Source organism: Pseudomonas sp. BR20 (assembly GCF_050780135.1).
Classification (GTDB): Bacteria; Pseudomonadota; Gammaproteobacteria; order Pseudomonadales; family Pseudomonadaceae; genus Aquipseudomonas.
This window is the reverse complement of sequence record NZ_CP172012.1, coordinates 3,821,039-3,847,612: the sequence shown is the minus strand read 5'-3', so window position 1 is coordinate 3,847,612 and position 26,574 is coordinate 3,821,039. Positions and strand designations below refer to the sequence as shown.

Here is a 26,574-nt window from a genome sequence, read left to right as displayed (position 1 = left end):
CCCCCAATCCCGCAGGAGCCCCATGGAGCACTTTCGCAATATCGGCATTATCGGTCGCCTGGGCAGTACCCAGGTGTTGGACACCGTCCGCCGGCTGAAAAAATTCCTGCTGGAACGCCACCTGCATGTGATCCTCGAAGACACCATCGCCGAAATCCTTCCCGGCCACGGCCTGCAAACCTCCTCGCGCAAGATGCTCGGCGAAGTCTGCGACATGGTCATCGTGGTCGGCGGCGACGGCAGCCTGCTCGGCGCGGCCCGGGCCCTGGCGCGGCACAACGTGCCGGTGCTGGGGATCAACCGCGGCAGCCTGGGGTTTCTCACCGATATCCGCCCCGACGAGCTGGAAGTCGAAGTGGCCAAGGTGCTCGACGGCCATTACCTGGTGGAAAACCGCTTCCTGCTGCAGGCCGAAGTGCGCCGCCACGGCGAAGCCATCGGCCAGGGCGATGCGCTCAATGACGTGGTGCTGCACCCGGGCAAATCCACGCGGATGATCGAATTCGAGCTGTATATCGACGGCCAGTTCGTGTGCAGCCAGAAGGCCGACGGCCTGATCGTCGCCACCCCGACCGGCTCCACCGCCTATGCGCTGTCGGCCGGTGGCCCGATCATGCATCCCAAGCTCGATGCCATTGTGATCGTGCCGATGTACCCCCATATGTTGTCCAGCCGACCGATTGTGGTCGATGGCAACAGTGAGCTGAAAATCGTGGTGTCCAAAGACATGCAGATCTACCCGCAAGTCTCCTGTGACGGGCAGAACCATTTCACCTGCGCCCCCGGTGACACCATCACCGTGAGCAAGAAGGCACAGAAGTTGCGGTTGATCCACCCGCTGGATCACAACTACTACGAAGTGTGCCGCACCAAGTTGGGCTGGGGCAGCCGCTTGGGGGGTGGAGGCGACTGATGCTCGATCCCGCGCGTAGCTACGACCTGATTGGTGACGTGCACGGTTGCGCTCATACCCTTGAGCACTTGCTCGAGCAGTTGGGCTACCACAAGCAGGCTGGCACCTGGCGCCATCCGTCGCGCATGGCGGTGTTCCTGGGCGATATCATCGACCGTGGCCCTCGCATTCGCGAGGCGCTGCATATCGTCCACGACATGGCCGAGGCCGGCCAGGCGCTGTGCATCATGGGTAACCACGAGTTCAATGCCCTGGGCTGGGCCACCCCGGCGCCGCCGGGCAGTGGCAAGCAGTTCGTGCGTGAGCACACCCCACGGCATGAACGGCTGATCCACGAGACCCTGACCCAGTTCGAGCACCACCCGGCCGACTGGCACGACTTCCTCGGCTGGTTCTACGACATGCCGCTGTTCGTCGATGCCGGGCGTTTCCGCGTGGTGCATGCGTGCTGGGACGACGGCTTTATCCAGCCACTGCGCGCGACGTTCCCGGATGGCTGCATCGACCAGCACTTCCTGCAGGCCGCCGCCGTGCCCGGCAGTTTTGCCTGCAACGCTTTCGACCGTCTGTTGCGCGGCACCGATATGCGCCTGCCGGACGGCCTGACGCTGACCGGTGGCGATGGCCTGACGCGCTCGTTCTTCCGCACCAAGTTCTGGGAAGACGACCCGAAAACCTACGGCGACATCGTGTTCCAGCCCGACGCCTTGCCTGAGCCGGTGGCGCGCACGCCCTTGTCGCCCCATGAAAAAAATTCCCTGCTGCGCTACGGCGCCGACGAACCGTTGCTGTTCGTCGGCCATTACTGGCGCAGCGGCAAACCGGCTCCGATCCGCCCGAACCTGGCGTGCCTGGACTACAGCGCGGTGCTGTACGGCAAGCTGGTGGCGTATCGGCTGGACCAGGAAACCCGACTGGATCCGCATAAGTTCGTATGGGTCGACGTTGAGCGGCCCGAGGTGATTGTATGAGTGCCGTGCCCGTATTGCGCTTGCCTTTGAGTGTCGACCTGGGCGGTTTCGTGAAACTGCTGCAACGCATGCAAGTGCCCCATCGCGTCAGCGAGGAAGCCGGCGAGCAGGTGTTGTGGGTGCCCGAGACCATCAGCGACGACGTGCGCGTGCTGTACCAGCGCTTCCCCGCCGGCGATCCGGACCAGACGCTGGATATTCCCGAGCAGGCGCCGGTCACGCGTCCCGGCTTTGCCCAGCAAGTGCGCCATAGCCCGGTAACGGCGCTGGTGCTGCTGGCGAGCATCATTGTCGGCGCCTTGACCTTGCTGGGTGAAAACCTGCAGGCCATGAGCTGGCTGACCTTCCTGCCGTTCCGGGTGATGGGCGAGTACATCCAGTTCACGCCGTTCGCCGAGATGTTGGCCTCCGGTCAGTGGTGGCGGCTGGTCACGCCGATGCTGATCCATTTCGGCATCCTGCACCTGGCCATGAATGGCATGTGGTACTGGGAGCTGGGCCGGCGTATTGAAGTGCGCCAGGGCAGTATCAACCTGCTTGGCCTGACCCTGTTGTTCAGCCTGGTCTCCAACTACGCGCAATATGCGTACGGTGGCCCGGGTCTGTTCGGTGGCTTGTCCGGCGTGCTGTATGGCCTGCTCGGGCATTGCTGGATCTTTCAATTACTCTCGCCCAACCCGGCCTATCGCTTACCCCGCGGGGTGCTGGTGATGATGCTGGTGTGGCTGGTGCTCTGCCTGTCAGGGCTGGTCTCGATGATCGGTTTCGGCGAAATTGCCAACGCTGCCCACGTCGGCGGCCTGGCCATCGGTTGCCTTACCGGTTTGCTGGGCGGTTTGTATAACCGTCGCAAATCCTCTCTTTGATAAGGAAGAGCCTTATGTCCTCTTTTGCAGAAATGATCGAAAACATCACCCCGGACATCTACGAGAGCCTCAAGCTCGCCGTGGAAATCGGCAAGTGGTCCGATGGCCGCAAGCTCACCGCCGAGCAGCGCGAACTGTCCCTGCAGGCCATGATCGCCTGGGAGATCCAGAACCTGCCGGAAGACCAGCGCACCGGCTACATGGGCCCGCAGGAATGCCAGTCCAAGTCGACCACCGTGCCGAACATCCTGTTCAAGTCGGATGCGATCCATTGATTGAAATTGGTCGCGGTGCAGTCAGCAAGATGTCGGCGCAACTGGGTGAGCCGACCGTTCAATACGCGTTTCGTTTGGGCGATACCGAAGTGCCGGTCAACCCCCTGATAGGCACCCATGTGCGCCTGGAATACCTCGGCGCCATCCATTGCAGCCATTGCGGCCGCAAGACCAAGACCAGCTTCAGCCAGGGCTATTGCTACCCGTGCATGACCAAGCTGGCTCAGTGTGACCTGTGCATCATGAGCCCCGAGCGTTGCCATTACGACGCCGGCACTTGCCGCGATCCAGGCTGGGGCGAGACATTCTGCATGACCGACCACGTGGTGTACCTGGCCAATTCGTCGGGGATCAAGGTCGGCATTACCCGTGCCACGCAATTGCCGACGCGTTGGCTGGACCAGGGCGCCAGCCAGGCGCTGCCGATCATGCGCGTGGCTACACGCCAGCAATCCGGGTTTGTCGAGGATGTGCTGCGCAGCCAAGTGGCGGACAAGACCAATTGGCGTGCGTTGCTCAAGGGCGACGCGGCGGCGGTGGACCTCAAGCAGGTGCGCGACGAGTTGTTCGCCTCCTGTGCCGACGGCCTGCTGCAATTACAGGAACGCTTCGGCCTGCAGGCCATCCAACCGGTAACCGACCTCGAACCGTTGGAAATCCGCTACCCGGTGGAGCAGTATCCGGCCAAGATCGTCAGCTTCAACCTGGACAAGAACCCGATTGCCGAAGGCACGCTGCTGGGGATCAAGGGCCAATACCTGATCTTCGACACCGGCGTAATCAATATTCGTAAGTACACGGCCTACCAGCTCGCCGTGCATCAGTAGAAGGATGCCACCCATGCGCACCGAACAACCGAAGATGATTTACCTGAAGGACTATCAGGCGCCGGACTACCTGATCGAAGAGACGCACCTGACCTTCGAGTTGTTCGAGGACCACAGCCTGGTCCACGCGCAGCTGGTAATGCGCCGTAACCCCGAGCGTGGCGCCGGCCTGCCGCCGCTGGTACTCGACGGCCAGCAGCTGGAGTTGCTGACCGTCAACCTCGGCGACCAGGAACTGAGCGAGGCCGACTACCAGCTTACGGACAGCCACCTGACCCTGCATCCGACCCGTGAGACCTTCACGGTCGATACCAGCGTGCGCATCCACCCGGAAAGCAACACTGCCCTGGAAGGCTTGTACAAATCCGGCAGTATGTTCTGCACCCAGTGCGAGGCCGAAGGTTTCCGTAAGATCACCTATTACCTCGACCGCCCGGACGTGATGAGCGCCTTCACCACCACGGTGATCGCCGAGCAACACCGTTACCCGGTGCTGCTCTCCAACGGCAACCCGATCGCCAGCGGCCCTGGCGAAGACGGCCGCCACTGGGCAACCTGGGAGGATCCGTTCAAGAAACCCGCCTACCTGTTCGCGCTGGTGGCCGGTGATTTGTGGTGTGTCGAAGACAGCTTCACCACTATGACTAACCGCGAAGTGGCGCTGCGCATCTACGTCGAGCCGGAAAACATCGACAAGTGCCAGCACGCCATGACCAGCCTGAAAAAATCCATGCGCTGGGACGAAGAAACCTACGGCCGCGAGTACGACCTCGACATCTTCATGATCGTCGCGGTCAACGACTTCAACATGGGCGCCATGGAGAACAAGGGCCTCAATATCTTCAACTCCAGCGCCGTGCTGGCCCGGGCCGAAACCGCCACCGACGCCGCGCACCAACGGGTCGAGGCCATCGTCGCCCACGAATACTTCCACAACTGGTCGGGCAACCGTGTGACCTGCCGCGACTGGTTCCAGCTGTCGCTCAAAGAAGGTTTCACCGTGTTCCGTGATTCGGGCTTCTCCGCCGACATGAACTCCGCCACGGTCAAGCGCATCCAGGACGTGGCTTACCTGCGTACCCACCAGTTCGCTGAAGACGCCGGCCCCATGGCCCATGCGGTGCGCCCGGACAGCTTTATCGAGATCTCCAACTTCTACACCTTGACCGTGTACGAAAAGGGCTCGGAAGTCGTCGGCATGATCCATACCTTGCTCGGCGCCGAAGGCTTCCGTAAAGGCAGCGACCTGTACTTCGAACGCCATGACGGCCAGGCCGTGACCTGCGACGACTTCATCAAGGCCATGGAAGACGCCAACGGCGCCGACCTCAGCCAGTTCAAGCGCTGGTACAGCCAGGCCGGTACGCCACGCCTGGCGGTGAGCGAGTCCTACGACGCTGCGGCCAAGACCTACAGCCTGACCTTCCGCCAGAGCTGCCCGGAAACCCCGGACAAGGTCGAAAAACTGCCGTTCGTAATTCCGGTCGAGCTGGGCCTGCTGGACGGGAAGGGCGCGGGCATTGCGTTGCGCCTTGTCGGTGAAGCGACAGCTGGCGGCACGTCCCGCGTGATTTCGGTGACCGAAGCCGAGCAAACCTTCACCTTCGTCGACATCGCCGAACAGCCATTGCCGTCGTTGCTGCGTGGTTTCTCGGCACCGGTGAAACTGAGCTTCCCGTACAACCGCGACCAACTGATGTTCCTGATGCAGCATGACAGCGACGGCTTCAACCGCTGGGATGCGGGGCAGCAGCTGTCGGTGCAGGTGTTGCAGGAACTGATCGGTCAGCATCAGCAGGGCAAGGCGTTGCAGATGGACCAGCGCCTGATCACGGCATTGCGCAGTGTGTTGAGCGACGAAAGCCTGGACCAGGCCATGGTTGCGGAAATGCTGTCGTTGCCGGGCGAAGCGTACCTGACGGAAATCAGCGACGTGGCGGATGTGGATGCCATCCACGCCGCGCGTGAGTTTGCGCGCAAGCAACTGGCTGACAACCTGCATGAACCGCTGTGGTTGCGTTACCAGGCCAATCGCGAGCTGTCCAAGCAGACGCCTTATGTAGCCGCCGCCGAGCACTTCGCCCGGCGTGCCTTGCAGAACATCGCGCTGTCGTACCTGATGCTCAGCGGCAAGCCCGAAGTGCTGGCGGCGACGCTTGAGCAGTTCGACACCAGCGACAACATGACCGAGCGCCTGACCGCGCTGGCGGTGCTGGTGAACTCGCCGTTCGAAGCGGAGAAGACCCAGGCGCTGGCGGTATTTGCCGAGAACTTCAAGGACAACCCATTGGTCATGGACCAGTGGTTCAGCGTGCAGGCCGGCAGCACATTGCCCGGCGGGCTGGAGCGGGTCAAGGCGTTGATGGAGCACCCGGCGTTCACTATCAAAAACCCGAACAAAGTGCGTGCACTGATCGGCGCGTTTGCCGGGCAGAACCTGATCAACTTCCACGCCGCCGACGGTTCGGGCTACCGCTTCCTGGCGGACCTGGTGATCCAGTTGAATGCTTTCAACCCTCAGATCGCTTCGCGCCAGTTGGCGCCGCTGACCCGCTGGCGTAAATACGACAGCGCGCGCCAGGCGTTGATGAAGGCGGAGCTGGAGCGCATTCGTGGGTCGGGCGAGTTGTCCAGCGATGTGTTCGAGGTGGTGAGCAAGAGTCTTGCTTAAATAAACCGCTTCGGTAAAAAAAAACGGCCTGTTCAGGCCGTTTTTTTTGCCTCGGAGCTTCGTTCAAGGAGCGCTTTTTTGCTGCTGACGTTTCCTGGCAGAAGGCTCTGCTAAGCTTCGGCACTTTTCCTTATTCGGCAGGATCAACGTGTCGCGTACCACTCGTCTACTCACTTTGTTGCAGGCCCTGCGGGGCAAGAAACGCCCGGTGACCGCCGCCGTGCTGGCGGCGCAGTTGGAGGTGTCGGAGCGCACGCTGTACCGCGACATTGCCGAGCTGACCGCCCTGGGCGCGCCGATTTTCGGTGAGGCCGGGGTAGGGTACGTGCTGCGCAGCGGGCTGTTTCTACCGCCCTTGATGCTCAACGCCGAGGAAACCGAAGCCGTGGTGCTGGGCTTGCGTTATGTCGATCAGCGCGGGGATGAGGTGTTGAGTCGAGCCGCCGCCAACGCGTTGGCCAAGATTGCCGATGTACTCGACCCTGCCGCCCAGGATGCCTTGCGCAACCCGACGCTATTGCCCGGCCCGCCAGGGTTCGGCTACCCGGAAAACCGCGTGCCCCTCAATGTGTTCCGCGAGGCCATCCGCAATCAGGCCAAGTTGCATATCGACTACGCCGATGCCAGCCAGACCCAGAGTCAACGCCTGATCTGGCCCCTGGCCCTGGGGTTCCTCAATGAAGTGCGGGTGGTTGTGGCCTGGTGTGAGCTACGCGGCGCCTATCGCACCTTTCGCACCGACCGCGTGGCGAGTGCCAAGGCCCTCGGTGAACGTTATCCGGGGCGGCGCAGCGACTGGCTGCGGGCCTGGCGCAAGCTGATGGAGCAGAATGAAACCGGGCCGTTTACTCCTGACAAGAACTGACACACCCCTGGCTTAGCATGGTGCCACAACCACCTAAGAAGGAGCTTTGCCATGTCCCAGCCTGAACTGGCCCCAGCCATCGCGGCTTATATCGCGGCGACCAATGCCCGCGACACCTCGGTCATTGCCCACTGTTTTGCCGACGACGCCAATGTGTTCGATGAAGGCCAGCACCAGGTGGGCACCGCCGCCATTGCGCGCTGGATGGAAGACACCGGGCGCCGTTACCAGCCGCGTGTCGAGGTGCTCAAGGTGCAGCACCGTACCGGCAAGGTGCTGGTCAGCAACGCGGTTTCCGGTAATTTCCCCGGCAGCCCGCTGGAGTTGCGCTACACCTTTCGCCTGAACGCGCAGGGCAAGATTTCCCGGCTGGACATCTCCCTGTAGGTCATAATCGCGGACATGACTTTCGACTCGCCCCTCGCTGCCTACCAACACGCCATCGCCCAACAGGGTTTCGTCGTCGACGACGCCCAGCGTCGGGCGGTGGACGCCCTGCAAGCCTGCCATGCGGCCTTGCATCAAGGCCATTCGCCCGTGACTGGCGTTTACCTGTGGGGGCCAGTGGGCCGTGGCAAGACCTGGTTGATGGATCAGTTCTACCAAAGCCTGCGGGTGCCCGCACGGCGTCAGCATTTTCACCACTTCATGGGCTGGGTGCACCAGCGTCTGTTCCAGCTCACCGGCACCCATGACCCGTTGCAGGCGCTGGCGCGGGAATTGAGCCGGGAGGTGCGGGTGTTGTGTTTCGACGAGCTGTTCGTCAATGACATCGGTGACGCGATCATCCTCGGCCGGCTGTTCCAGGTCATGTTCGAGGACGGTGTGGTGATGGTCTGCACCTCCAATCAACCACCGGCCCAGCTGTATGCCGATGGCTTCAATCGGGAGCGCTTCCTGCCGGGCATTGCGGCGATCGAGCGGCATATGCAAGTGGTGGCGGTAGACGGTGGTGAGGATCATCGCTTGCATCCCGGTATTGGCCTGCAGCGCTATTGGGTGAACCGACCCGAAGCGCTGGCGAATGTGTTCGAACAATTGGCCGAAGGGCAAGCGGTAAGTCGTGGCCCGGTCACCGTTGGCCATCGTTCCATCGTTTGCGTGCAGGCCAGTGACAGCGTGCTTTGGTGCCGCTATGCCGACCTCTGCGAACAACCCCTGGCGGCGATGGATTTCATGCTGCTGTGCGATCGCTTCAAGGTGATCCTGCTGGGGGAGGTGCCCAACCTGAGTGCGCAGCAGCGCCCAGGCCGGATTGCCCGTGGCACCGAGGATGGGGTCGAGCGTGTGGTGGCCGGTGATCGCGAGCTGCCGCAGTTGTCGGTGCACGATGACAGTGTGCGTCGGTTCATCGCCTTGGTGGATGAGTGCTACGACCGCAAGGTGCCGTTGTTTATCGAAGCCCAGGTGCCGCTGGAGCGCCTGTATACCGATGGTTACCTGGCGTTTCCTTTCCGTCGCACCCTCAGCCGGTTGCAAGAAATGCAGCTGCAGCGCTTCGGCTGAGACCTGTACGAAAAAAGCCCTGAATTAGCACTTTGCGCTTTTTTAGCGCTAAAGCCTTCGCGCTTTCGGGCGCACATTTGTAGTTAATCTCCTTCATCTGGTGCTGACTCCACGCTTACAATCGTGCCCCTCAAAGGGAGCAGATTCCCTTGTAGTCGTGATCGAGGACGGAAATGGACACCCCAGATATCCTGGTGCTGCAAGCCAGCTACACCAATCCTGTGCATGCCGAAGCCATTCGCCGCGTGCTTAACCATTACGCAGAAGACCCGATGGGTGGCGGCCACAGCCTGCCCGCCGATCTGCTGGAGCAACTGCCGGCCGAGCTGGCCAAGCGCCCCCATGCCTTCAGTGTATTGGCGTTTGTCGGCGGTGAGCCGGCCGGTCTGGTGAATTGCTTTGAGGGGTTCTCCACCTTTGCAAGCCGACCTTTGGTCAACGTTCACGACGTGGTGGTGATGAATGAGTTTCGCGGCTTGGGGCTGAGCCAGAAAATGCTGCTGAAGGTCGAGGAAATTGCCCGCCAGCGGGGTTGCTGCAAGATCACCCTGGAAGTGCTGGAAGGTAATGCCGTCGCCCAGTCGGCGTATCGAAAGTTTGGTTTTGATGATTCGAAGTTTGATCCCGCCCATGGGCGTATGTTGTTCTGGAACAAACCGCTTTAATAAATAGCGGGCGAAAAAAAGGGCGCCTTTAGAGGGCGCCCAATAAACCGTTTGCCAACGGAGCGGAGTGGCTCCGGGTAGTGCGGATTAACCAAAGATTAAATTAACTCTTGGGTTGTTCCTGTTCGGCAGTATTGGTTTTCGGTGTCTTGCCGTCGGCGGACGCCGTTTGTTCAGTCGTGCCGTGAAGCGTCTGCTGCGTGAAGGTGAAGTTGTTGTAGAACTCCTTCGAACGCTCGGAGCCGCCTTCTGCAAACGCGGCGGCGGAGGTCAGGGTCATCAGGCTGGCAAGCATCAAGGTAGCAAGTTTCATCGCAGTGTTCCCATTAAGAATGATCGGTATCCGGTCGCTCCTTGATCAGAATCATGGAGCGACTATGGCGATATCTTATTAAGTGGGAGTTAACATGAGGCTGATCGAAAGTTAACGATTTCGTTAACTTCGCAGACGCAGTTTATAGTCTCCAGTCCAGCGCAAGCGTGACGGCCCTTGGGTCACCCCAGTACACGCCGTTATAAAAGCCGACGCGTTCGTAATATTTTTTATCAAATAGATTATTAATGTTAAGCGACGCCGAAAGATGCTCGTCGAATTGATAACGGGACATCAGGTTGACCACGGTATAGGCCTGTTGCGTGATCTTCGCCCGTTCGGTCACCCGCGTGTTGCCGACGCGGGCCCCTGTGGGTCGATCACTCCAATCGTAAATGTCGCTCTGCCAGTTCACCGCACCGCCGACCGTGAGGTTGCGCCACGCACCCGGCAACCGGTAGGCGCTGGAGACCTTCAGCAGGTTCAGCGGCTGCCCGGTGTTATTGCGTTTGCCCGAGCCGTTGACCGAATGGGTGTAGGTGTAGCCCGCCGTCACGTTCCAATCGGGCATGACTTCCCCGGCAGCCTCCAGTTCGAAGCCATTGACCTTGTTACCTTTGCCGCCGGACTTGTAGTACTCCTCGCCAGTGGTCGGGTTCCGCGCTACCGAGTCGTCCCGCTCTGCGACGTTGTCCTGGGTGCTCCAGAAGTACGCTGCCGCCAGGTTCAGGCGCTCCTCCAGCACGCTGCCCTTGAGTCCCACCTCGTAGTTGCTGCCGACCACGGGCTCCAGGTACTTCTTGTTGGCATCCCGCAGACTCTGGGGTTTGAAAATGTCGGTATAGCTCGCGTAGACCGTGTACTCCGGCGTCAGGTCGTAGAGCAGTCCGGCGTAGGGCGTCCACATATCGTTGTGGGTCTGGGAGGTCTTATTGGTGGCCGTCAGTTGGTCGTTGGCGTTGTATTCGGGGGCCGCGCTTTTCAGTTCCCAACTGCCATAGCGGCTGCCCAGCACTGCATGCAAGCGCTCGGTAAGGCTCAGGCGCGTGGCCAGGTAGCCGGCCTTTTGTTGCTTGCTGCTGTGTTCGCCCTTGAGGTCGGTGACGGTGTCGCCGAACTTGGCGATCCCGCCCATGTATTTCCAGTCTTCGATGGTGTAGTAGCCGGCAGGTATGTTGCTGCGCATCACGGGTGAGACATCCCGCTGCGTGGCCTCGCCATAGCCCATCATCAGTGCATGTTCGCGGCCCAGCAGCGCATAGCTGCCGGCGAGGTTGAGGTCGACGGCCTCCATTCTGGAGGTGCCGCGCATGTGGCTCGCCCAGGCGGTCATGCCGCTGCGATCATCGTTGGGGAAGCCCGCGCCGCCGTAGTACACCTTGCCATCCGTGTCGCTCTGGCGATGGGTGTAGGCGGCCTTCACGTGCCAGTCGCCGCCCAGCCGATGGTCGAGGGTCGCGAAGGTGGTCTTGTCCGTCAGCGGCCAGGAACTCCAGTGCGCCGCCATATTGGTGGAGCGCGACAGCCCGGCCTTGCCGCCCTGGCTGTTCCAATACGGCACGGTGCCCCATGAGGTGCCTTGGACCTGCTTGTTCTGGTAATCGAAACCTACGGCCAGCACGGTATCGTCTGAAAGATCACCTTCCAGAATGCCGTAGCCGACCGCCCGCTGCAGGCCATAGTTGTCGCGGAACGATTGGCTGTCACGGTAGGCCAGCACTGTGCGCCCGCGCAGCTTGCCGTCTAACGCCAGCGGGCCGCCCACGTCCAGGTAGCTGTAGTAGTTGTCATGGCTGCCGGCGCTGACGCCGGTTTTCGCCTGCCATTGGGCAGTCGGGCGCTTGCGCACCATATTGATGGTGGCCGAGGGGTCGCCGGCGCCGGTGGTCAATCCCGTGGCACCGCGTACCACCTCGATGTGGTCATAGATGATGGTGTCGGCGTCGGACTTCATGTAGCCGAAGGTATTGAGCATCCCGTCAATCTGGAAGTTGGTGATGCCGTAGCCGCGGGAGGAATAGGACACGCGGTCGGAGTCGTTATGCTGGACGTTGATCCCGGTGGTCTGACGCAGCACGTCGGTCAATGTATTGAGATTGAAGTCATCCATCTGCTGGCGAGTGATCACCGAGATCGATTGTGGGGTTTCCTTGACCGACAGGTTCAGGCGGGTGGCGGTGCTCATCGAGCCGGTGGTGTAGGCACCGGTGTGTTCGGTGGTGGCCCCCAGGCCTTCGGCAGAGATGTTGGTCGCGCCAAGTTCGAGCGGGGCATGTTCGGGGTCGGTTTCAGCCAGCAGGTCCGGGCTTAACGCGACGCCGCACAGGCCGAGTGTGAGGGTCATGGAACGGGTAAAAGGCGCGAACATCGCGGAAGACTCCTTGTCGTCTTTGTGGCCACCCCGGAAAGGGAAGGCCTTGGCTCAAAGACGAAAGGAGCGGGGAAACTTTAGGCTTAAACGAGAATGATTGTTATCTATCTAGTGCAAAGCCTATTTTTACTGAAGGACCACATCGGCCGGATTAACCTTTTTTGGCTTGATCAGGCTGAAGTCAATCAAGGCCTTTTGCGGGCGCATGTAGGGGTTGCCGATCATCAGCGGGCGCGGCGTGAAGCTGTCGCTCACGACGCTCTTGCTGCGGTCCAGTTCGTTGAAACTCAGCCCGGCGAGGTCAGCCCAGGTATGGATCAATTGCGAGCTGCTGTAAGGGCGTTGCAAGTCGCCTGCAAACTTCCAGTCATGGGTTTCGCGCCATTTCGGCGAGGCATAGGCCATGAACGGAATGGTGTACATCGGCGCCGTCGGCTTGCCTTCGTTACGTCCCAGGGTGGTGTGGCCAGCCGAGTCGAATACATCTTCACCGTGGTCAGACAGGTATAGCAGGAAGCCGTTGGGATCGGTCTTGGCGTAGTCCTTGATCAGGCTCGACACCACGAAATCGTTGTACAGCACCGCATTGTCGTAGCTGTTGTAGGTGGGCAGTTGATCGTCACTGATCCCGGCAGGTACACCCTGGCGGTCGGTGAATTTGTCGAAGGTCGGCGGGTAGCGGTACTGGTAGCTCATGTGGGTACCGAGCAGATGCACCACGATGAACTTGCGCTCGGCCGGATCGGCCAGGGCCTTGGAGAACGGTGCAAGGACGTCGCCGTCGTATTGGCGGGCGTTCTGGTTGCGGTTGTTGTTCAGGTACACCTGCTCGTCGGCCTGTTCGGAAAAGGTCGTGAGCATGGTGTTGCGCTTGGTCATGGTCTGCTGGTTGGTAATCCAGTAGGTCTTGTACCCGGCTTGTTTCATCACGCTGACGATCGACGGTGTCTTTAGGTAAAGATCGGGGTTCTCCTCGTCGGCGAACGTCAGTACCTGTTGCAGGGCTTCGATGGTATAGGGGCGCGGGGTGATGACGTTGTCGAACACCGCCAGTTGGTCGCGCAGCTTGTCCAGCTCCGGCGTGGTGTTGCGCGGATAGCCGTAGAGGCTCATGCGCTGACGGTTGGTGGACTCGCCGATGACCAGCACCAGGGTCGAAGGCTGGCCGGCCATGGTGTCCTTGAGGTTGGTCAAGGGTGGGATCTGGCTGGCGCTGTCAAGCATGCCTTGCATGTTGTCCAGCTGTTCGGTGTAGCGGTGGTAGGCAACGATCATCTGCCAGGGCACAGCCGGTTCGATGCGCGATTCGAAGCGGTCGATGGCGTCGTCCAGGGTGTCGCTGCGGGCAATCTGCTTGACCAGCGGGTAACCGATAATGGCCACCAGGATCGCCGTTGCCGCCACCAGGGCCTGGCCGCGCGGCAAATACACCGGGCGTACCCGGGTCCACAGGAAAATAGCCACGGCGGTGTGGGCAATGAACGCCAGCACGATCCACCAGGCGAAGTATTGGGTGGCGTACTCGCCGGCTTCAGAGATGTTCGACTCGAACATGATGAAGATGACGCTTTGGGAAAATTCCTGCTGGTAGATGAAGAAATAACCCAGGCTGGCCATGGAACAGGCCCACAGCACCACACCGATCAGGGCGGCAAGCAAGCGCGTACGCCGGGGGAATACCAGCAGCGGCGCGAGCCATATCGCGCTCATGAAGAAGGCTTGGCGAAAACCACTGAAGCCGGAAGTGCCGCTGAGTTGGATCAGCAGTTGGGTAATGCCGGAGAAGTACCAGAAAAACAGGAATAACCAGCCAAGGCCGGCCCAATCAAAGCCTTTCGCAGACTTGGTGCTGCGTTCGAACATCGCCATCCAGCGCTCCAACCCGGTAATTTGTCAGTCTACGCGCAGGGCTGCACGCAACATGGGCCACCCTTGCATGGGATGGCCCTTGGGGGCGGGAGTATCGGGAAGGGCGTGTGAAAACTTTGTGAGATTTATGTAGCCGTTATCTTACAAAGTGATGACGGGCTCAGCAGAGCGCAGGCTGCACACCGGAAGTCTGATCAAGCTGGGCTTGAATGATATGAGCACGCAGGCGCATGACTTCCTGCTGCAACTGATCGCGTTCGTCTTTCAACTGGTGCAACTCATCACGACGGAGTGTGACGTAGAGGGTCTGTGGAGGACGGGTCATCTGTGCTGTGCTCATTGCTTACCTCGCAAATAGCCGGTGTGTCGCGGTGTGCCAGAACGCTTGAGTCGAGGTTCTCGGCAACAGTCGGAAGCAATTCTGAATTCTTTTTCACTTCAATGGAACTTTTTTATTTTTGATGGTCGTGTGACTTTCGGGGGCGTGATGGTGAAACGATGGCAATTTTTTCCCATGAAACTACACGGTTCTGCCCTGGACTAACCCTCATTAGCCTCATTGCGCTATAAACTATGTCACACATTTTTTAGCAGTTAGGAGCATCAGCACATGCAACTGGGGATTATCGGACTAGGCCGCATGGGCGGGAATATTGCACGGCGCCTGATGCTCAATGGGCATACCACCGTTGTTTACGACCGTAACGAAGCATTTGTCAAAGGTTTGAGCGAAGAGGGCGCCACCGGCGTTGCCGACCTGAAGGCCCTGGTGGCCGGGCTGCAGAAACCGCGTGCTGTCTGGGTGATGTTGCCGGCAGGCGACCCCACCGAAAACACCATCAATGAACTCAGTGAGCTGCTGGAAGACGGTGACGTGATCATCGACGGCGGCAACACCAACTATAAGGATGACGTGCGTCGCGGCAAGGCCCTGGCGCAAAAAGGCCTGCACTATGTCGATGTCGGTACCTCCGGCGGCGTATGGGGCCTGGAACGTGGCTACTGCATGATGATCGGCGGCGACACCGAGACTGTGCAGCGCCTCGACCCGATCTTCGCCAGCCTGGCACCGGGCCTGGGCAATATCCCGCGCACCAAGGACCGTTCCGCTGCGGCTGACAAACGTGCCGAGCAGGGCTACATCCACGCCGGCCCGGCGGGCTCCGGGCATTTCGTCAAGATGATCCACAATGGCATCGAGTACGGAATGATGCAGGCGTTTGCCGAAGGTTTTGACATCCTCAAGACCAAGAACTCGGAAAACCTGCCCGAAGACCAGCGCTTCGATCTCAACGTTGCCGATATCGCCGAAGTCTGGCGCCGTGGCAGCGTGGTCTCGTCCTGGTTGCTGGACCTGACCGCCGACGCCCTGGCCACCGACCCCAAGCTGGACGGTTACTCCGGTTCCGTGGCCGACAGTGGCGAAGGCCGCTGGACCATCGAAGCCGCCATGGAACAAGCCGTGCCGGTGCCGGTATTGTCCACTTCGTTGTTCGCGCGGTTCCGCTCGCGCCAGCAGAGCACCTACGGTGACAAGATGCTGTCTGCCATGCGCTTTGGCTTTGGCGGCCACGTGGAGACTTCCAAAAAATGACCGCCAACGGCAAGAAACTCAAGGCCGAACCTGCTCCACCCACCACCCTGTTTCTGTTTGGCGCCCATGGCGACCTGGTCAAGCGCCTGCTCATGCCGGCGCTGTACAACCTCAGTCGTGATGGGCTGCTGGGCGACGGCTTGCGCATTGTTGGCGTTGATCACAACGCAATCAGCGATGCCGACTTCGCCAAGAAGCTCGAAGACTTCATCCGCACCGAGGCGGCGAGCAAGGTCAAGGGCAATGCGGATAACGCCTTGGACCCCGCCTTATGGGCGCAGTTAGCCAAAGGCATCAGCTACGTCGAGGGCGACTTCCTCAATGACAGCACCTACGCCGACATCGGTAAGAAGATCGCTGACAGCGGCACCGGCAACGCGGTGTTCTACCTGGCCACCGCACCGCGCTTCTTCAGTGACGTGGTGCAGCGCCTGGGCAGTGCCGGCCTGCTGACGGAAACCGATGACAGTTTCCGTCGCGTGGTGATCGAGAAGCCCTTCGGCTCCGACCTGGCCACCGCCGAAGCGTTGAACGCCAGCCTGCTCAAGGTGATGAGCGAGAAGCAGATCTATCGCATCGACCATTACCTGGGGAAGGAAACGGTGCAGAACATCCTCATCAGCCGTTTCTCCAACGTGCTGTTCGAAGCGTTCTGGAACAACCATTACATCGACCACGTGCAAATCACCGCCGCCGAAACCGTCGGCGTGGAGACGCGGGGCAATTTCTTCGAAAAAACCGGCACCCTGCGCGACATGGTGCCCAACCACCTGTTCCAGCTGCTGGCGATGGTGGCCATGGAACCCCCGGCCGCTTTTGGTGCCGATGCGGTGCGCGGTGAAAAGGCCAAGGTCATCGGTGCGGTACGCCCGTGGTCCTTGGAAGATGCGCGAGCGAACTCGGTGCGCGGGCAATACACCGCTGGCGAAATCGCCGGCAAGGCACTCCCCGGTTACCGCGAAGAAGCCAACGTCGCTCCCGATAGCAGCACCGAGACCTTCGTCGCCCTCAAGGTGATGATCGACAACTGGCGCTGGGTCGGGGTGCCGTTCTACCTGCGCACCGGCAAGCGCATGAGCGTGCGCGACACCGAGATCGTGATCTGCTTCAAGCCGGCGCCCTATGCGCAATTCCGTGACACCGAGGTGGACGAGGTCAAGCCCACCTACCTGAAAATCCAGATCCAGCCCAATGAAGGCATGTGGTTCGACCTGTTGGCGAAAAAGCCCGGGCCGACCCTCGACATGGCGAATATCCAGTTGGGCTTTGCCTACAAGGACTTCTTCGAGATGCAGCCGTCGACCGGGTACGAAACCCTGATCTACGACTGCATGACCGGCGATCAGACCTTGTTCCAGCGCGCCGACAACATCGAGAACGGCTGGCGTGCAGTGCAACCGTTCCTGGATGCGTGGAAGGAAGACGATGGGATCCAGGCTTATAAGGCCGGTGAAGACGGGCCGGCAGCGGCTGACGAGTTGCTGGCGCGCGATGGCCGCACCTGGCACTCGCTCGGATGAGTGATGCAGCGATTCATCCCATCCGTTTTATCCTCAGCGACGTGGACGGCACCTTGCTGCATCCGGATCACAGCCTGAGCCAGCGCACCGCCGATGCGGTGAGCGCCCTGCGCGAGGCCGGGGTGTTTTTCAGCCTGGCCAGCGGGCGACCGCCCAAGGCCATGCTGCATCTGATCGAGACATTCGGGATCGATATGCCGGTGGCGGGCTTCAACGGCGGCACCTTGATCAACCCGGATGGCAGCATCCTGGTTGCCCACCACCTGCCGGCGGAGGCGGCGCTGGTGACCCTGGCGCTATTCTCGGCCGAGCCGGATGTGGAGGCGTGGGTGTTTGCCGACGGTGACTGGCTGCGCCGCGGCCCACCAGGGCCGGTGGAACCGCGCGAAGCCCATGGCCTGGGATATGGACCGGTGGTGGTGGAGAGTTTCGAGCCCTACCTGGATCGTATCGACAAGATCGTTGCAGCGAGCAACAACGCCCAATTGCTGGTGGCGTTGGAAGCGCAATTGCAGCCCAAAGTCCAGGGCTTGGCCCAAGTGTCGCGTTCGCAGCCGATTTATCTGGATGTGACGGCCATGTTGGCCAACAAGGGCGAGGCGTTGAAGACGCTGGCGGCGCACCTTGGGGTGCCGCTGGAACAGACGGCGGCCATCGGTGATGGGGGCAATGATCCGGCGATGTTTCAGGTGGCCGGGTTGTCGATTGCCATGGGGCAGGCGGAAGAGGTCGTCAAGCGCCAGGCCAGTGTCGTTACCGGCAGCAATGTCGAGGATGGCGCTGCCGAAGCAATCGAACGGTTTATTCTCGCGGCGCGATAAGCGTCTTAAATTGTATTGCGCAACTTGCGACCACTGTTTTGCAGCGATCGCAAGTTGGTCGCGATTTACTTCGGCATGGCCCAGGACTGCAACTGGTAGCCATCCTTGTCGAGCTCGGCGCGGGCTTGCAACAGCAAGTCTTCCAATTGCGCCGGGTCGCTATAAGTGTTCGACGACAGTTGTTTGCTGCCGATACGGGTATTGGTGCGGTCGATGACGCTCAGGCTCAGGGCGCCATTGCCATCGTGCCAGGCCACGCATTGAAAGGGCTGAAAAGCACGGTCTGCGATCAAAAGAGCTTCGTTGATGCGGAGCGGGGCGTTCATGTGGGTCTCTCTCTAAATGCCCATTCAAGTGAGTACCGGCGGTTGGGCTGACCGTGCGGCGGGTTACTTGTACTGATGCGCGATGGCGGGGTACGGGTCACATGTTAGAGCAACAAATTTCAACTATTCCTGATGAGCGTCATGTAAGCGGCTGTTTTGAAAGCTGAATGAATGTATTGGCGCTGCTCAACTTTTTTGCTCGATGCATTGCCTGGTGGCTTTTTGCCCGGACTTATAGCGAAACGGTACAAGGCAGGCGTCAAGATCTTGCTAGTGTAAGCGCTGGTCGTCACAACACATTGTTTCTAAATAACTTTAACAATTTTGACGCCAAGGAATAGTCATGGTTGTTACACCCGTGCAGCGCCGCTTACTCGTGGTTGACCCCTGTGACGACTGCCATGGCTTATTGCCCGGTTTGCGCACGGCAGGCTGGGAGGTAGACAGCTGTGCCCTGGAGGCGGTAGGTGACCGATCCTGTGACGTCGGCTTGCTGCGTCTACAGCCTTACCACCTGGAGCGTCCGGAAGCGGTCAAGGAGCTGATTGGCCGCAGCGGCACCGAATGGATTGCCGTGCTCAGCCAGGACGTACTGCGTTTGCAAAATGTCGGTGATTTTGTTTGCGAATGGTTTTTCGACTTTCATACCTTGCCTTTCGACGTGTCTCGGGTCCAGGTCACCTTGGGCCGGGCATTCGGCATGGCGCGCTTGCGCGGCAAAGGGCATACCCCGGTCAATGAGCCCGAGCATGAGTTGCTCGGTGACAGCCGACCGATTCGCGACTTGCGCAAGTTGTTGTCCAAGCTGGCGCCCACGGAGTCTCCGGTGTTGATCCGTGGCGACAGCGGCACCGGTAAGGAGTTGGTGGCCAAGACCCTGCACCGCCAGTCCCAGCGCCATGCCAAGCCCTTTGTCGCGATCAACTGCGGCGCCATTCCCGAACACCTGATCCAATCCGAGCTGTTCGGCCATGAGAAGGGCGCGTTTACCGGTGCCCATCAGCGCAAGGTCGGGCGGATCGAAGCGGCCAATGGCGGCACCCTGTTCCTCGATGAAATCGGCGATTTGCCCATGGAGCTGCAGGCCAACCTGCTGCGCTTTCTTCAGGAAAAGCAGGTCGAGCGGGTCGGCGGCAGCCAGCCCATTCCGGTCGATGTGCGAGTGCTGGCGGCCACCCACGTCGACCTCGAAGCGGCTGTCGCCAAGGGCTCTTTTCGTGAAGACTTGTACTACCGGCTCAATGTGCTGCAGGTGGTCACCGCGCCTTTGCGTGATCGCCATGGTGATGTGGCGATGTTGGCCAATCACTTTTCGCGCTTCTACAGCCAGGAAACCGGGCGCCGCCCTCGCAGCTTCAGCGATGACGCCTTGGTGGCCATGGGGCAACACCCGTGGCCGGGCAATGTGCGCGAACTGGCCAACCGCGTGCGGCGCGGCCTGGTACTCGCCGAAGGGCGCCAGATCGAAGCCGCCGATCTGGGATTGGTGGGCGAACAGGCAATTTCGCCACCCATGGCTACACTGGAAGACTACAAGCACCGCGCCGAACGCCAGGCGCTGTGCGATGTGCTTAACCGGCACAGCGACAACCTGAGTGTCGCGGCCCGCGTGCTGGGCATTTCCCGGCCGACGTTCTACCGGTTGTTGCACAAGCACCAGATCCGCTAGGGCGGGTAAACCGAAAAGCCCCGCAACGACCCTTATCGTTGCGGGGCTTTTCCTTATGGATGTTGCGTCAAGTTAATCAGAAGTAATACGGGAATTTCAGGCTGAACGTAAAGTCCGGCGCATCATCCGTCATGCCGATTGCAAGGTTCGGCACGATCGTCAGGTTATCCGACGCCGCAATGGTCATCCCCACGTTGAAATAGCCGGCGTTGGCATCGCTGGACACCACCGATTGCCAGTCGCCGCCGTTGGGCTTGAGCCTGCTCTTGCGCTGCACCAGGTCGGACACCGAGAACGACATACTCATCTTCTCGTTGAGGGCGAAGGCCACGCCGACACCGAACTGGAAACTGTCGCCCAGGCTGACCTTGCCGCCGACCTTCTGGTTGACGTCACTGCTGATGTCATCAAACGATTCTTCGAAGTTATGGGTGTAGGACAGCGAACCAAACAACACGGCAGGGTCGAAGGTCTTGACCAGGGAGATCCCCGGCGTGATCGACCAGACCCCATTGCCCGTAGGCAGGCTTTCCGGCACGAACAGGTTGTCGTTGCCGGGTGTATTGATCAGCTTGATACCAAACGGTTCTTTACCCGTAGGGGCCTTGACCCGCACCGATACCACGGCATCCGGCAGGGTGGGGGTTTCGTCGAGGAACTTGTAGGCCACGCCGAAGTTGACGTCGCCGATGGTCGGGTCGCGGGTGACCGACTGTTCCGACGTCGCGGTACCGTTGTTGCCGGCACCGGCAGACTGGTAAGTCGATTCGCGGTACACCACCGGCACGTTCACGTCGAACTGCCAGCGGTTATCGACGTTGTAGCGCCCGGTCAGGTCCAGGGTCCAGTTATCGGACTTGATTCGGTCCAGGTTGATATTGCCGAGGAAAATCGAGTCCAGCGCCAGGAAGCCGTTGAGGGTCAACTGGCGGGCGTCGTAACGGGCATAGGTGACGCCGGTTTCGAAGCTGAACTTGCCATTGCCGAAAAAGCCGCTGGCTTCGTTATAAAGGTTGCTGACACTTTGTGCCGGGGCGGAGTCGTCCTTGAGGGACTGGCCGTAGGAACTGCCGCCGCCACCGCCCGCGCCACCGGATGCCGCTGCTGCGCCCGTACCTGCGACGGTGGTGCCGTTGGCTTTTTGAAAGTCTGCCGGGGACTTGGCCAGGCGTTTGGGAGCCGGGGTCGCCGGTTGGTCTTCGACCTGACGCACACGCTGCTCCAGGACGGCCAGGGCTTTTTGCTGCACTTCGTATCGCTGCTTGAGTTCCAGAAGTTCCTGTTTGAGGGTTTCGATGTCGCTATCTGGCGCTGCATACAGAACGGATGCGGGCAAGAGCGTACTTAAACAGATCACAGCACGGAGCGATAACGATCGATGCATGAAATAAGCCGTCCTTTTATAATGCGTAAGTGTCGACGGTCAGCGTAGTTCAATAACCAAGCGTGCGTAGGGCTTTTAGTTGATCCAAGTTGCAGTTCAACGCACCGTTATTCAACCCGTTATTGTTCATCACGACGTTGAGCTGGGTCATGTTATTGACGAAGTTAGTGTTGCCGGTCAGGACCGTGCCTTGCAGCACATTCCCGCCACCAATCTGCTGCAGGCTGTTGCCCTGGTTGTGGTTGGCCTGGATCGCCATCTGCAAGCCACCGTTGTTGGCCGACACGCTCACGCGGCCTGCCGCGCTGTCACCGGTCACCGTACCTCCGGCGACCAGCGCTTGCCCCGATTGCACGATGTTGGAGGGCGCAAAACCGTTCTCCACGCTGATGCCCACATTGTTATAAGCGGTGTTGCCATCGCCGGCGGTACGCACGCTCTGCGTCACGCCCTGGCCGCTGCCCAGGCCGGCGCCACCGGTGACCGTGCCGGTGCCGGTGTTCGGGTTCGTGCCGTTGCCGGTCGAGCCAGTGGTTTGTACGTAGAACTGCGGGGTAATGGTCGACGAATCGACCTGCATACTGGCCTTGCCGGTGATGCTGTCACCCACGGCATTGGTCCAGGTGCTGCTCATGACAATGCCGAAGCTGATGATTCGCCCGGGCATCACGTAACGGCCGCGCAGGTCGGCCATTTCCGAATCCTTGAGTTCGATGGGTTTGAACCCCGACGAAGCATAAGCGGGCATTGAGGCTGCCAGACACAAGACCGTCAGCCAACGGGAAGTGTTCATCTGCTGCTCCTGGAGCGTCCTGCCCCTTATTGCGCTTCTTAGAAGAAGTCGCTCTGGATAAAACCGAAATCCATCAGCTCGGCATCGCCTACGGGCCTGAACTCATTCATCTGGCTTTTGGCGGTCAGCGGTGTGGGCGGGTCGAGCAGGGCATTCGCCTTGTCATAACCTTCACCCAGCACGGCGAAGACGATGCCATTCCAGCCCTTGAGGAAGTCGTCACGCGAATAGCGCTTGTGGCCCAGTACCGGGTCGCCGATATAGACCCAGTCCTTGTCGGCGCGCTGCATCACCACGAAGTGCTTGTAGCCACGAATTTCCAGCAGCACCACCACAGGGATCTTCACGGTCACCAAGGTGTCTGGTCCGATCTTGTAACCCCGGGCACGCATGCCGATGCTTTCGAGGTAGCGCTTCATGTCCAGCATGGAAAACCCCTGGGTACGTACCAGGTCCTGGTCTGCATTGACCAGCATGCCTTTGATGACGTGATCTTCGTCTACGTCCAGCCAATAACCCTGGCGCAGGATGGTGGCGAGTGCCGCCGCACCGCAGCTGAAATCGGTTTTCTGTTCCACCAGGTTGGCGAACCGGCGCTCACGAATACTCTCGACCTTCTTGTAGATTACTGTACCGCCAGGCAGGGCGGAGATCGCCATGGTGCCTGCCCAGGTCGGGCCGGTGAGCAGCATCAGGAGGGTGAGGGTCGCGAGGCGCATGATCATGTGACCTGCTGGACACTGGAATAAAAAAGGGCCTTGTTGCCAAGGCCCCGTTGGATCAGAAGCGCACGCCGCTGGCGCAGACGCTGCAACCTTGACCGATCGACAGGCTGTTGCTGCCTTGGTTGCCCGAGCCGGACTGCAGGTTCACACCTACGTTGCCGGAGTTGCGGTTAACCGAGTTGTCGAGGCTGGAGTTGTTGGACACGTATTGGGCTTTGCTGCCATGACCATACCCGTAGCTGGTAGCGGCAGCGTTCAGGTAGCTGTTGGCGAGCGAGTTTTGCTCGGTGTTGGCGGCCGCTGCGATGTTTTTGCCATCAGCGGTGGTGATTGCCAGGTTGTTTTTACCCTGGTTGCCTTGACCGGCCTGGCCGTTGTAACCCAGGTTGCCGGAGTTACCGTTAGCCGAGCCATCCAACGAGGCGTTGTTTTGGGTGCCTTTGTTGACGAAGTTGTTGAGCCCGCTGTTTTGATTGACATCGACGACAGCGAATACGGTTGCAAAGTCACCTTTGGCACTGGAGATGGCGCCGGAGTTGTCTGCCTGGTTACCACTGCCCGACTGAACGTTAACTCCGGTGTTACCGCTGTTGCTGGTTACCGAGCCGTCGGCAGAGGCATTGTTTTCGGTTTTGGTGTCATCGAACTTGTTGCCGCCGCTGTTTTGTACGTCTGTAACGACAGAGGCAACAACCCCCGTTGGTTGAGGCGCAGGGTGCCAGCCACTACCATTTGCTTGAGCAGCAGCAGCCATGAGTGCAGCCAGAGCGAAAACCATTGGTTTCAGAGCCATTTGAGGTTTCATGGTGTTTCTCCTTGCTTCTAATTAGTTGGTTAAGTGTTGGTACGGTCTAACAAGTGCTACCAAGCGTTTACTTGATAGTGATGCCCAGGGTGTTAGCCACTCGGTTCCCCACCCCGGCACTCTGGTTCACCTGAATCACTCCTCGGCTGCCTGTGAAGGCCTGGTCGCTCGTAACGACAAGGCGGCTGCCAGTGGCGGGGGTGAGCCCTGAGTCGGTTGCCAGCGTCGTGGTGTTCTGTTGCAACAGGACGCTGTCATCGATGCTTTGCGGGCCAGGGTTGATGCTGATCCGCACGGCATTGATTGTTTGGTTATTGGCCCCGGCCGACTGGTTGATGCCCAGTACACCGTTGCCATTGGTAAAAGAGCTGCCCTGGATCGCCGCCTTGGCGTTCAGGGACGGGTCGACACTGCCGTCGAGGCGCTGGATGTTGACGTTGGTGGCCTGGCCACCGAGCGCGATGGCGCGGCTGTTGGACATCTGTTGCTGGTTGCCGGCCGCCTGGTTGATCGACACGACACCCTCGTATTGTTGGCCGCTGTTGTTGATCACCGCCGTGTCGTCGGCGAATGCCGGGGCGCTGGCCAACAGGGCGAGAACGAGCAGGGAACGATTCATTACTTGCCCCCCAGCATGCTGCCGATGTTGTTCAACGGCGCCATGCCGCGCTGGACCGAGTCGCTGATCTGCCCGCCCATGCTGCTGCCCGCACCGTGGCCGGCGGCAGAGCCGGCCCCCAGGGTGGACATGCTGCTTTGTGTGGGGTGCAGGCCGGTCAAGGTGCCATTGGTCTGAACAGCGCGGACGATGCTTGAGCCGCTGCTGACGCTGCCGATATCCATGTCACTGAGCTCGCCAGTGGCGCCGATGATTTCCCGGCTGGGATTGGCGTTGGCAGTGGAGGGGTAGGGGTCTTTACCGAAGGCGGCGCGGCCGTACATATGAGCCTGTACGTTGCGCCCTGTCACGATCACGCCATCATCTGCAAAGCTTGGAGTACTGATGCCGGTGCTGAGTACACAGCTGATCAGCAGTACGTTCATCGAACCTTGAGTGAGTGTGGCCACGGCGGCATTCCTTATTCGTCGCGCTGACCCTAAACAGCGCTGTAAGGGATAGAGCAGAAGCCGTGCCGCTTTTTATTTACTGTTGTTATTCAATGGGTTGGAGTTATTTGTGGGCAAAGTGATGTCAGTGCTGTTTCATCGCTGAGACACCTGCCGTCCAGGCACACACACAGCGCCGTACCACAAACGATTCACCCCGCTGTATCGGCGATGTAACACTGCGTATGACAAAACGAAGAATCCGCACAACACGGGCGATCCAGGGGAGTCGAGTGTTTCAAAAATGGACACTTCAGGCGCAACGACGCCCGGGCTGGAGGGGCAGGCTCAGCCTTTGGGGGGGTTACGCGGGATGGAATTGAGTACAGGGTTGCCATCCTGGTTCTGGGTCAGATAGACCGGCAAAACCTTGGGCAACGAGGGGATGAGGTTATTCACCTCGGTGATGTTGTAGATGCCGCCGATCCGAATCGTCCCGGTGTGGGCGTCTGCCAGCATCACCGGTTTGTTCAGGTAGCGGTTGATCAGCGGCAACGCATCGACCAAGGCCAGATTGTCGAGCACCAGCTTGCCCTGGCGCCAGGCCAGGGCGGTGTCATTGGCGGTGATTGCCTGTACGCGCGGCGTTGCATCGCCTTGTTGGTAGCTGGCCTGCATGCCCGGCGTCAGGGGCACGCTGCCGTGTAACGAGTCGCTGGCAATCTGCACCGAGCCTTCGAGCAACATCACCCGCACCTGGTCTTCATACTTCCAGACGTTGAACTGGGTGCCCGTGACGAGCACCTGGCCTAAGCCTGCGTGCACGATAAACGGGTGTGCGCTGTCATGGCTGACCTTGAAGAACGCCTCGCCTTTTTTCAGCGTGACGCGGCGCTGATCCTTGTAGTTGCTGTAGACCAGTTCGGTGCCCAGGTTGAGCTCCACCTCGCTGCCATCGCCCAGGGTGACGTGGCGCAAGCCATTGGCGGCCTGGAAACGTTCATAGGAACTCGGCAACCAGCCGGCTTCCCAGCCTGTAAACGCGACCAGAGGCAAGGCGGTCAGGCAGATCGCCGCCGCTACCGCGTAGGTGCGCAAGCGGCTGCGTGGCTTCTTGAAGGGCACCACCAACGCCGGAGTTTCGTGGCGGGGCAGGTGGTCGGCGACGTCCCAGATTTCCAGCATCGCTGCGTATTCAAAGGCATGCAGCGGGTGGGAATCATGCCATTGCGCAAAAGCCTGACGCTCACCTGGGGTGCAATCACTTGCGTGCAGGCGCATGCACCAATGCGCGGCGGCGTCGGTGATGGCGTCATATTCGGCTTCTGAAAGGGACTTTTCGCTCATTAACTCATCCTGATTTCGCACATTCTAACCTCCTGAGGTGGACCGCGAGAACAGGCGTCATGGCGATTGCACATCAATTGGAACTTATTCTTGTTTGGCGCGACCTAAAAAATTCAGAACATTCCCACAATGGAGTACGAATATGCTGAAGAAAACCTTAGTCGCCCTGTGTGCAACCACCGCCCTGCTGAGTGCAGGCGCCGCCCTGGCCGATAAGCCCGGTGCGGGCTGGATCACCATTGAAAAGGCGATTGAAGTGGCGAAGACCAAGGCCGGCTACATCGAAGTCTATGCGGCCGAAGCCGATAACAACGGCTATTGGGAAGTCAAAGGCCGCAAGTCTGACGGCACCGTGTATGAAGCGCGCATCGATGGGGCTTCGGGCAATATCCTGCGTGACCAGAAAGACTGATAGACCCGCCGGGAGCCTG

The 26,574-nt window shown here is 60.1% G+C and carries 27 protein-coding genes; 15 read left to right on the top strand and 12 right to left on the bottom strand.

Going from position 1 to position 26,574, the window contains the following annotated elements:
• Window positions 1-22 precede the first annotated feature (22 nt).
• From ACHPFG_RS17770 to ACHPFG_RS17725, 10 genes are all read left to right on the top strand, one after another.
• Window positions 23-913: an NAD(+) kinase gene (locus ACHPFG_RS17770; RefSeq protein WP_003190745.1), complete on the top strand. Its 891-nt coding sequence runs from the start codon at window positions 23-25 to the stop codon at window positions 911-913.
• Window positions 910-1,884 carry a metallophosphoesterase gene (locus ACHPFG_RS17765; protein WP_167655527.1) on the top strand — a complete coding sequence of 325 codons (975 nt, stop codon included), beginning with the start codon at window positions 910-912 and terminating at the stop codon, window positions 1,882-1,884. Before ACHPFG_RS17770 ends, ACHPFG_RS17765 begins: the two co-directional genes overlap by 4 nt.
• Window positions 1,881-2,750, top strand: coding sequence for a rhomboid family intramembrane serine protease (locus ACHPFG_RS17760; protein ID WP_431699998.1), 870 nt, complete (start codon window positions 1,881-1,883; stop codon window positions 2,748-2,750). Before ACHPFG_RS17765 ends, ACHPFG_RS17760 begins: the two co-directional genes overlap by 4 nt.
• Window positions 2,751-2,764: 14 nt before the next feature.
• Window positions 2,765-3,025, top strand: a complete 261-nt coding sequence (locus ACHPFG_RS17755) for a YeaC family protein (protein WP_078824408.1) — start codon at window positions 2,765-2,767, stop codon at window positions 3,023-3,025.
• Window positions 3,022-3,852 (top strand): DUF2797 domain-containing protein, encoded by an 831-nt coding sequence (locus ACHPFG_RS17750; protein ID WP_065941225.1) that lies wholly within the window; start codon window positions 3,022-3,024, stop codon window positions 3,850-3,852. The genes ACHPFG_RS17755 and ACHPFG_RS17750 overlap by 4 nt, the downstream gene beginning before the upstream one ends.
• A gap of 13 nt (window positions 3,853-3,865) precedes the next feature.
• Window positions 3,866-6,523 carry an aminopeptidase N gene (gene pepN / locus ACHPFG_RS17745; RefSeq protein ID WP_431699997.1) on the top strand — a complete coding sequence of 886 codons (2,658 nt, stop codon included), beginning with the start codon at window positions 3,866-3,868 and terminating at the stop codon, window positions 6,521-6,523.
• Window positions 6,524-6,671: 148 nt separating this feature from the next.
• Complete coding sequence (locus ACHPFG_RS17740) at window positions 6,672-7,388, top strand: helix-turn-helix transcriptional regulator (protein ID WP_431699996.1); 717 nt, start codon at window positions 6,672-6,674, stop codon at window positions 7,386-7,388.
• Window positions 7,389-7,439: 51 nt separating this feature from the next.
• The gene (locus tag ACHPFG_RS17735; protein WP_131696618.1) at window positions 7,440-7,775 is read left to right on the top strand and encodes a nuclear transport factor 2 family protein; all 336 of its coding nucleotides are present in this window, start codon (window positions 7,440-7,442) and stop codon (window positions 7,773-7,775) included.
• 15 nt (window positions 7,776-7,790) lie between these two features.
• Window positions 7,791-8,894 (top strand): cell division protein ZapE, encoded by a 1,104-nt coding sequence (zapE, locus tag ACHPFG_RS17730; RefSeq protein WP_431699995.1) that lies wholly within the window; start codon window positions 7,791-7,793, stop codon window positions 8,892-8,894.
• A gap of 173 nt (window positions 8,895-9,067) precedes the next feature.
• On the top strand, window positions 9,068-9,559 hold the full coding sequence (locus ACHPFG_RS17725) for a GNAT family N-acetyltransferase (RefSeq protein WP_131696616.1): 492 nt from the start codon (window positions 9,068-9,070) through the stop codon (window positions 9,557-9,559).
• Between the two features lie 103 nt (window positions 9,560-9,662).
• On the opposite strand, the gene ACHPFG_RS17720 is transcribed toward ACHPFG_RS17725, so the two are convergent.
• The 4 genes from ACHPFG_RS17720 to ACHPFG_RS17705 form a co-directional block, all read right to left on the bottom strand.
• Window positions 9,663-9,872, bottom strand: a complete 210-nt coding sequence (locus ACHPFG_RS17720; protein WP_431699994.1) for a hypothetical protein — start codon at window positions 9,870-9,872, stop codon at window positions 9,663-9,665.
• Window positions 9,873-10,014: 142 nt separating this feature from the next.
• Window positions 10,015-12,240: a TonB-dependent siderophore receptor gene (locus tag ACHPFG_RS17715; RefSeq protein ID WP_431699993.1), complete on the bottom strand. Its 2,226-nt coding sequence runs from the start codon at window positions 12,238-12,240 to the stop codon at window positions 10,015-10,017.
• Between the two features lie 129 nt (window positions 12,241-12,369).
• Window positions 12,370-14,112, bottom strand: coding sequence for a phosphoethanolamine transferase CptA (locus tag ACHPFG_RS17710; protein ID WP_431699992.1), 1,743 nt, complete (start codon window positions 14,110-14,112; stop codon window positions 12,370-12,372).
• Between the two features lie 160 nt (window positions 14,113-14,272).
• Window positions 14,273-14,452 carry a DUF6026 family protein gene (locus tag ACHPFG_RS17705; RefSeq protein WP_431699991.1) on the bottom strand — a complete coding sequence of 60 codons (180 nt, stop codon included), beginning with the start codon at window positions 14,450-14,452 and terminating at the stop codon, window positions 14,273-14,275.
• 270 nt (window positions 14,453-14,722) lie between these two features.
• Here ACHPFG_RS17705 and gnd point away from each other — a divergent pair, with 270 nt between their 5' ends.
• Genes gnd through ACHPFG_RS17690 form a run of 3 tightly spaced genes read left to right on the top strand, consistent with a single transcriptional unit; the run spans window position 14,723 to window position 18,047 of the window.
• Window positions 14,723-15,706 (top strand): phosphogluconate dehydrogenase (NAD(+)-dependent, decarboxylating), encoded by a 984-nt coding sequence (gene gnd / locus ACHPFG_RS17700; protein ID WP_131696612.1) that lies wholly within the window; start codon window positions 14,723-14,725, stop codon window positions 15,704-15,706.
• On the top strand, window positions 15,703-17,226 hold the full coding sequence (gene zwf, locus ACHPFG_RS17695) for a glucose-6-phosphate dehydrogenase (RefSeq protein ID WP_431699990.1): 1,524 nt from the start codon (window positions 15,703-15,705) through the stop codon (window positions 17,224-17,226). The genes gnd and zwf overlap by 4 nt, the downstream gene beginning before the upstream one ends.
• Entirely contained in the window at window positions 17,223-18,047 is an 825-nt protein-coding gene (locus tag ACHPFG_RS17690) for an HAD family hydrolase (RefSeq protein WP_339452850.1), read from the top strand. Before zwf ends, ACHPFG_RS17690 begins: the two co-directional genes overlap by 4 nt.
• Before the next feature lie 65 nt (window positions 18,048-18,112).
• Here ACHPFG_RS17690 and ACHPFG_RS17685 read toward each other — a convergent pair whose 3' ends face one another.
• Window positions 18,113-18,373, bottom strand: a complete 261-nt coding sequence (locus tag ACHPFG_RS17685; RefSeq protein ID WP_032887053.1) for a hypothetical protein — start codon at window positions 18,371-18,373, stop codon at window positions 18,113-18,115.
• A gap of 343 nt (window positions 18,374-18,716) precedes the next feature.
• Between ACHPFG_RS17685 and ACHPFG_RS17680 the strand changes: the two genes are divergently transcribed.
• Window positions 18,717-20,042: a sigma 54-interacting transcriptional regulator gene (locus ACHPFG_RS17680; protein WP_431699989.1), complete on the top strand. Its 1,326-nt coding sequence runs from the start codon at window positions 18,717-18,719 to the stop codon at window positions 20,040-20,042.
• 76 nt (window positions 20,043-20,118) lie between these two features.
• Here the strand turns inward: ACHPFG_RS17680 and ACHPFG_RS17675 are convergent, their stop codons facing one another.
• The 7 genes from ACHPFG_RS17675 to ACHPFG_RS17645 all read right to left on the bottom strand — a co-directional run bounded on the left by ACHPFG_RS17675 (window position 20,119) and on the right by ACHPFG_RS17645 (window position 26,143).
• Window positions 20,119-21,426: a hypothetical protein gene (locus ACHPFG_RS17675; RefSeq protein ID WP_065927886.1), complete on the bottom strand. Its 1,308-nt coding sequence runs from the start codon at window positions 21,424-21,426 to the stop codon at window positions 20,119-20,121.
• A 49-nt stretch (window positions 21,427-21,475) separates the two neighbouring features.
• A complete protein-coding gene (locus ACHPFG_RS17670; protein ID WP_431699988.1) occupies window positions 21,476-22,219 on the bottom strand; it encodes a hypothetical protein in 744 nt (247 codons plus the stop codon).
• Between the two features lie 38 nt (window positions 22,220-22,257).
• Entirely contained in the window at window positions 22,258-22,938 is a 681-nt protein-coding gene (locus ACHPFG_RS17665; RefSeq protein WP_431699987.1) for a C39 family peptidase, read from the bottom strand.
• A 61-nt stretch (window positions 22,939-22,999) separates the two neighbouring features.
• On the bottom strand, window positions 23,000-23,749 hold the full coding sequence (locus ACHPFG_RS17660; RefSeq protein ID WP_431699986.1) for a hypothetical protein: 750 nt from the start codon (window positions 23,747-23,749) through the stop codon (window positions 23,000-23,002).
• A gap of 67 nt (window positions 23,750-23,816) precedes the next feature.
• Entirely contained in the window at window positions 23,817-24,368 is a 552-nt protein-coding gene (locus ACHPFG_RS17655; protein ID WP_431699985.1) for an adhesin, read from the bottom strand.
• Window positions 24,368-24,817 carry a hypothetical protein gene (locus tag ACHPFG_RS17650; protein ID WP_431699984.1) on the bottom strand — a complete coding sequence of 150 codons (450 nt, stop codon included), beginning with the start codon at window positions 24,815-24,817 and terminating at the stop codon, window positions 24,368-24,370. The genes ACHPFG_RS17655 and ACHPFG_RS17650 overlap by 1 nt, the downstream gene beginning before the upstream one ends.
• A 327-nt stretch (window positions 24,818-25,144) precedes the next feature.
• Window positions 25,145-26,143 (bottom strand): FecR family protein, encoded by a 999-nt coding sequence (locus ACHPFG_RS17645; RefSeq protein ID WP_431699983.1) that lies wholly within the window; start codon window positions 26,141-26,143, stop codon window positions 25,145-25,147.
• A gap of 142 nt (window positions 26,144-26,285) precedes the next feature.
• Between ACHPFG_RS17645 and ACHPFG_RS17640 the strand changes: the two genes are divergently transcribed.
• Entirely contained in the window at window positions 26,286-26,555 is a 270-nt protein-coding gene (locus tag ACHPFG_RS17640; protein ID WP_431699982.1) for a PepSY domain-containing protein, read from the top strand.
• Window positions 26,556-26,574 lie beyond the last annotated feature (19 nt).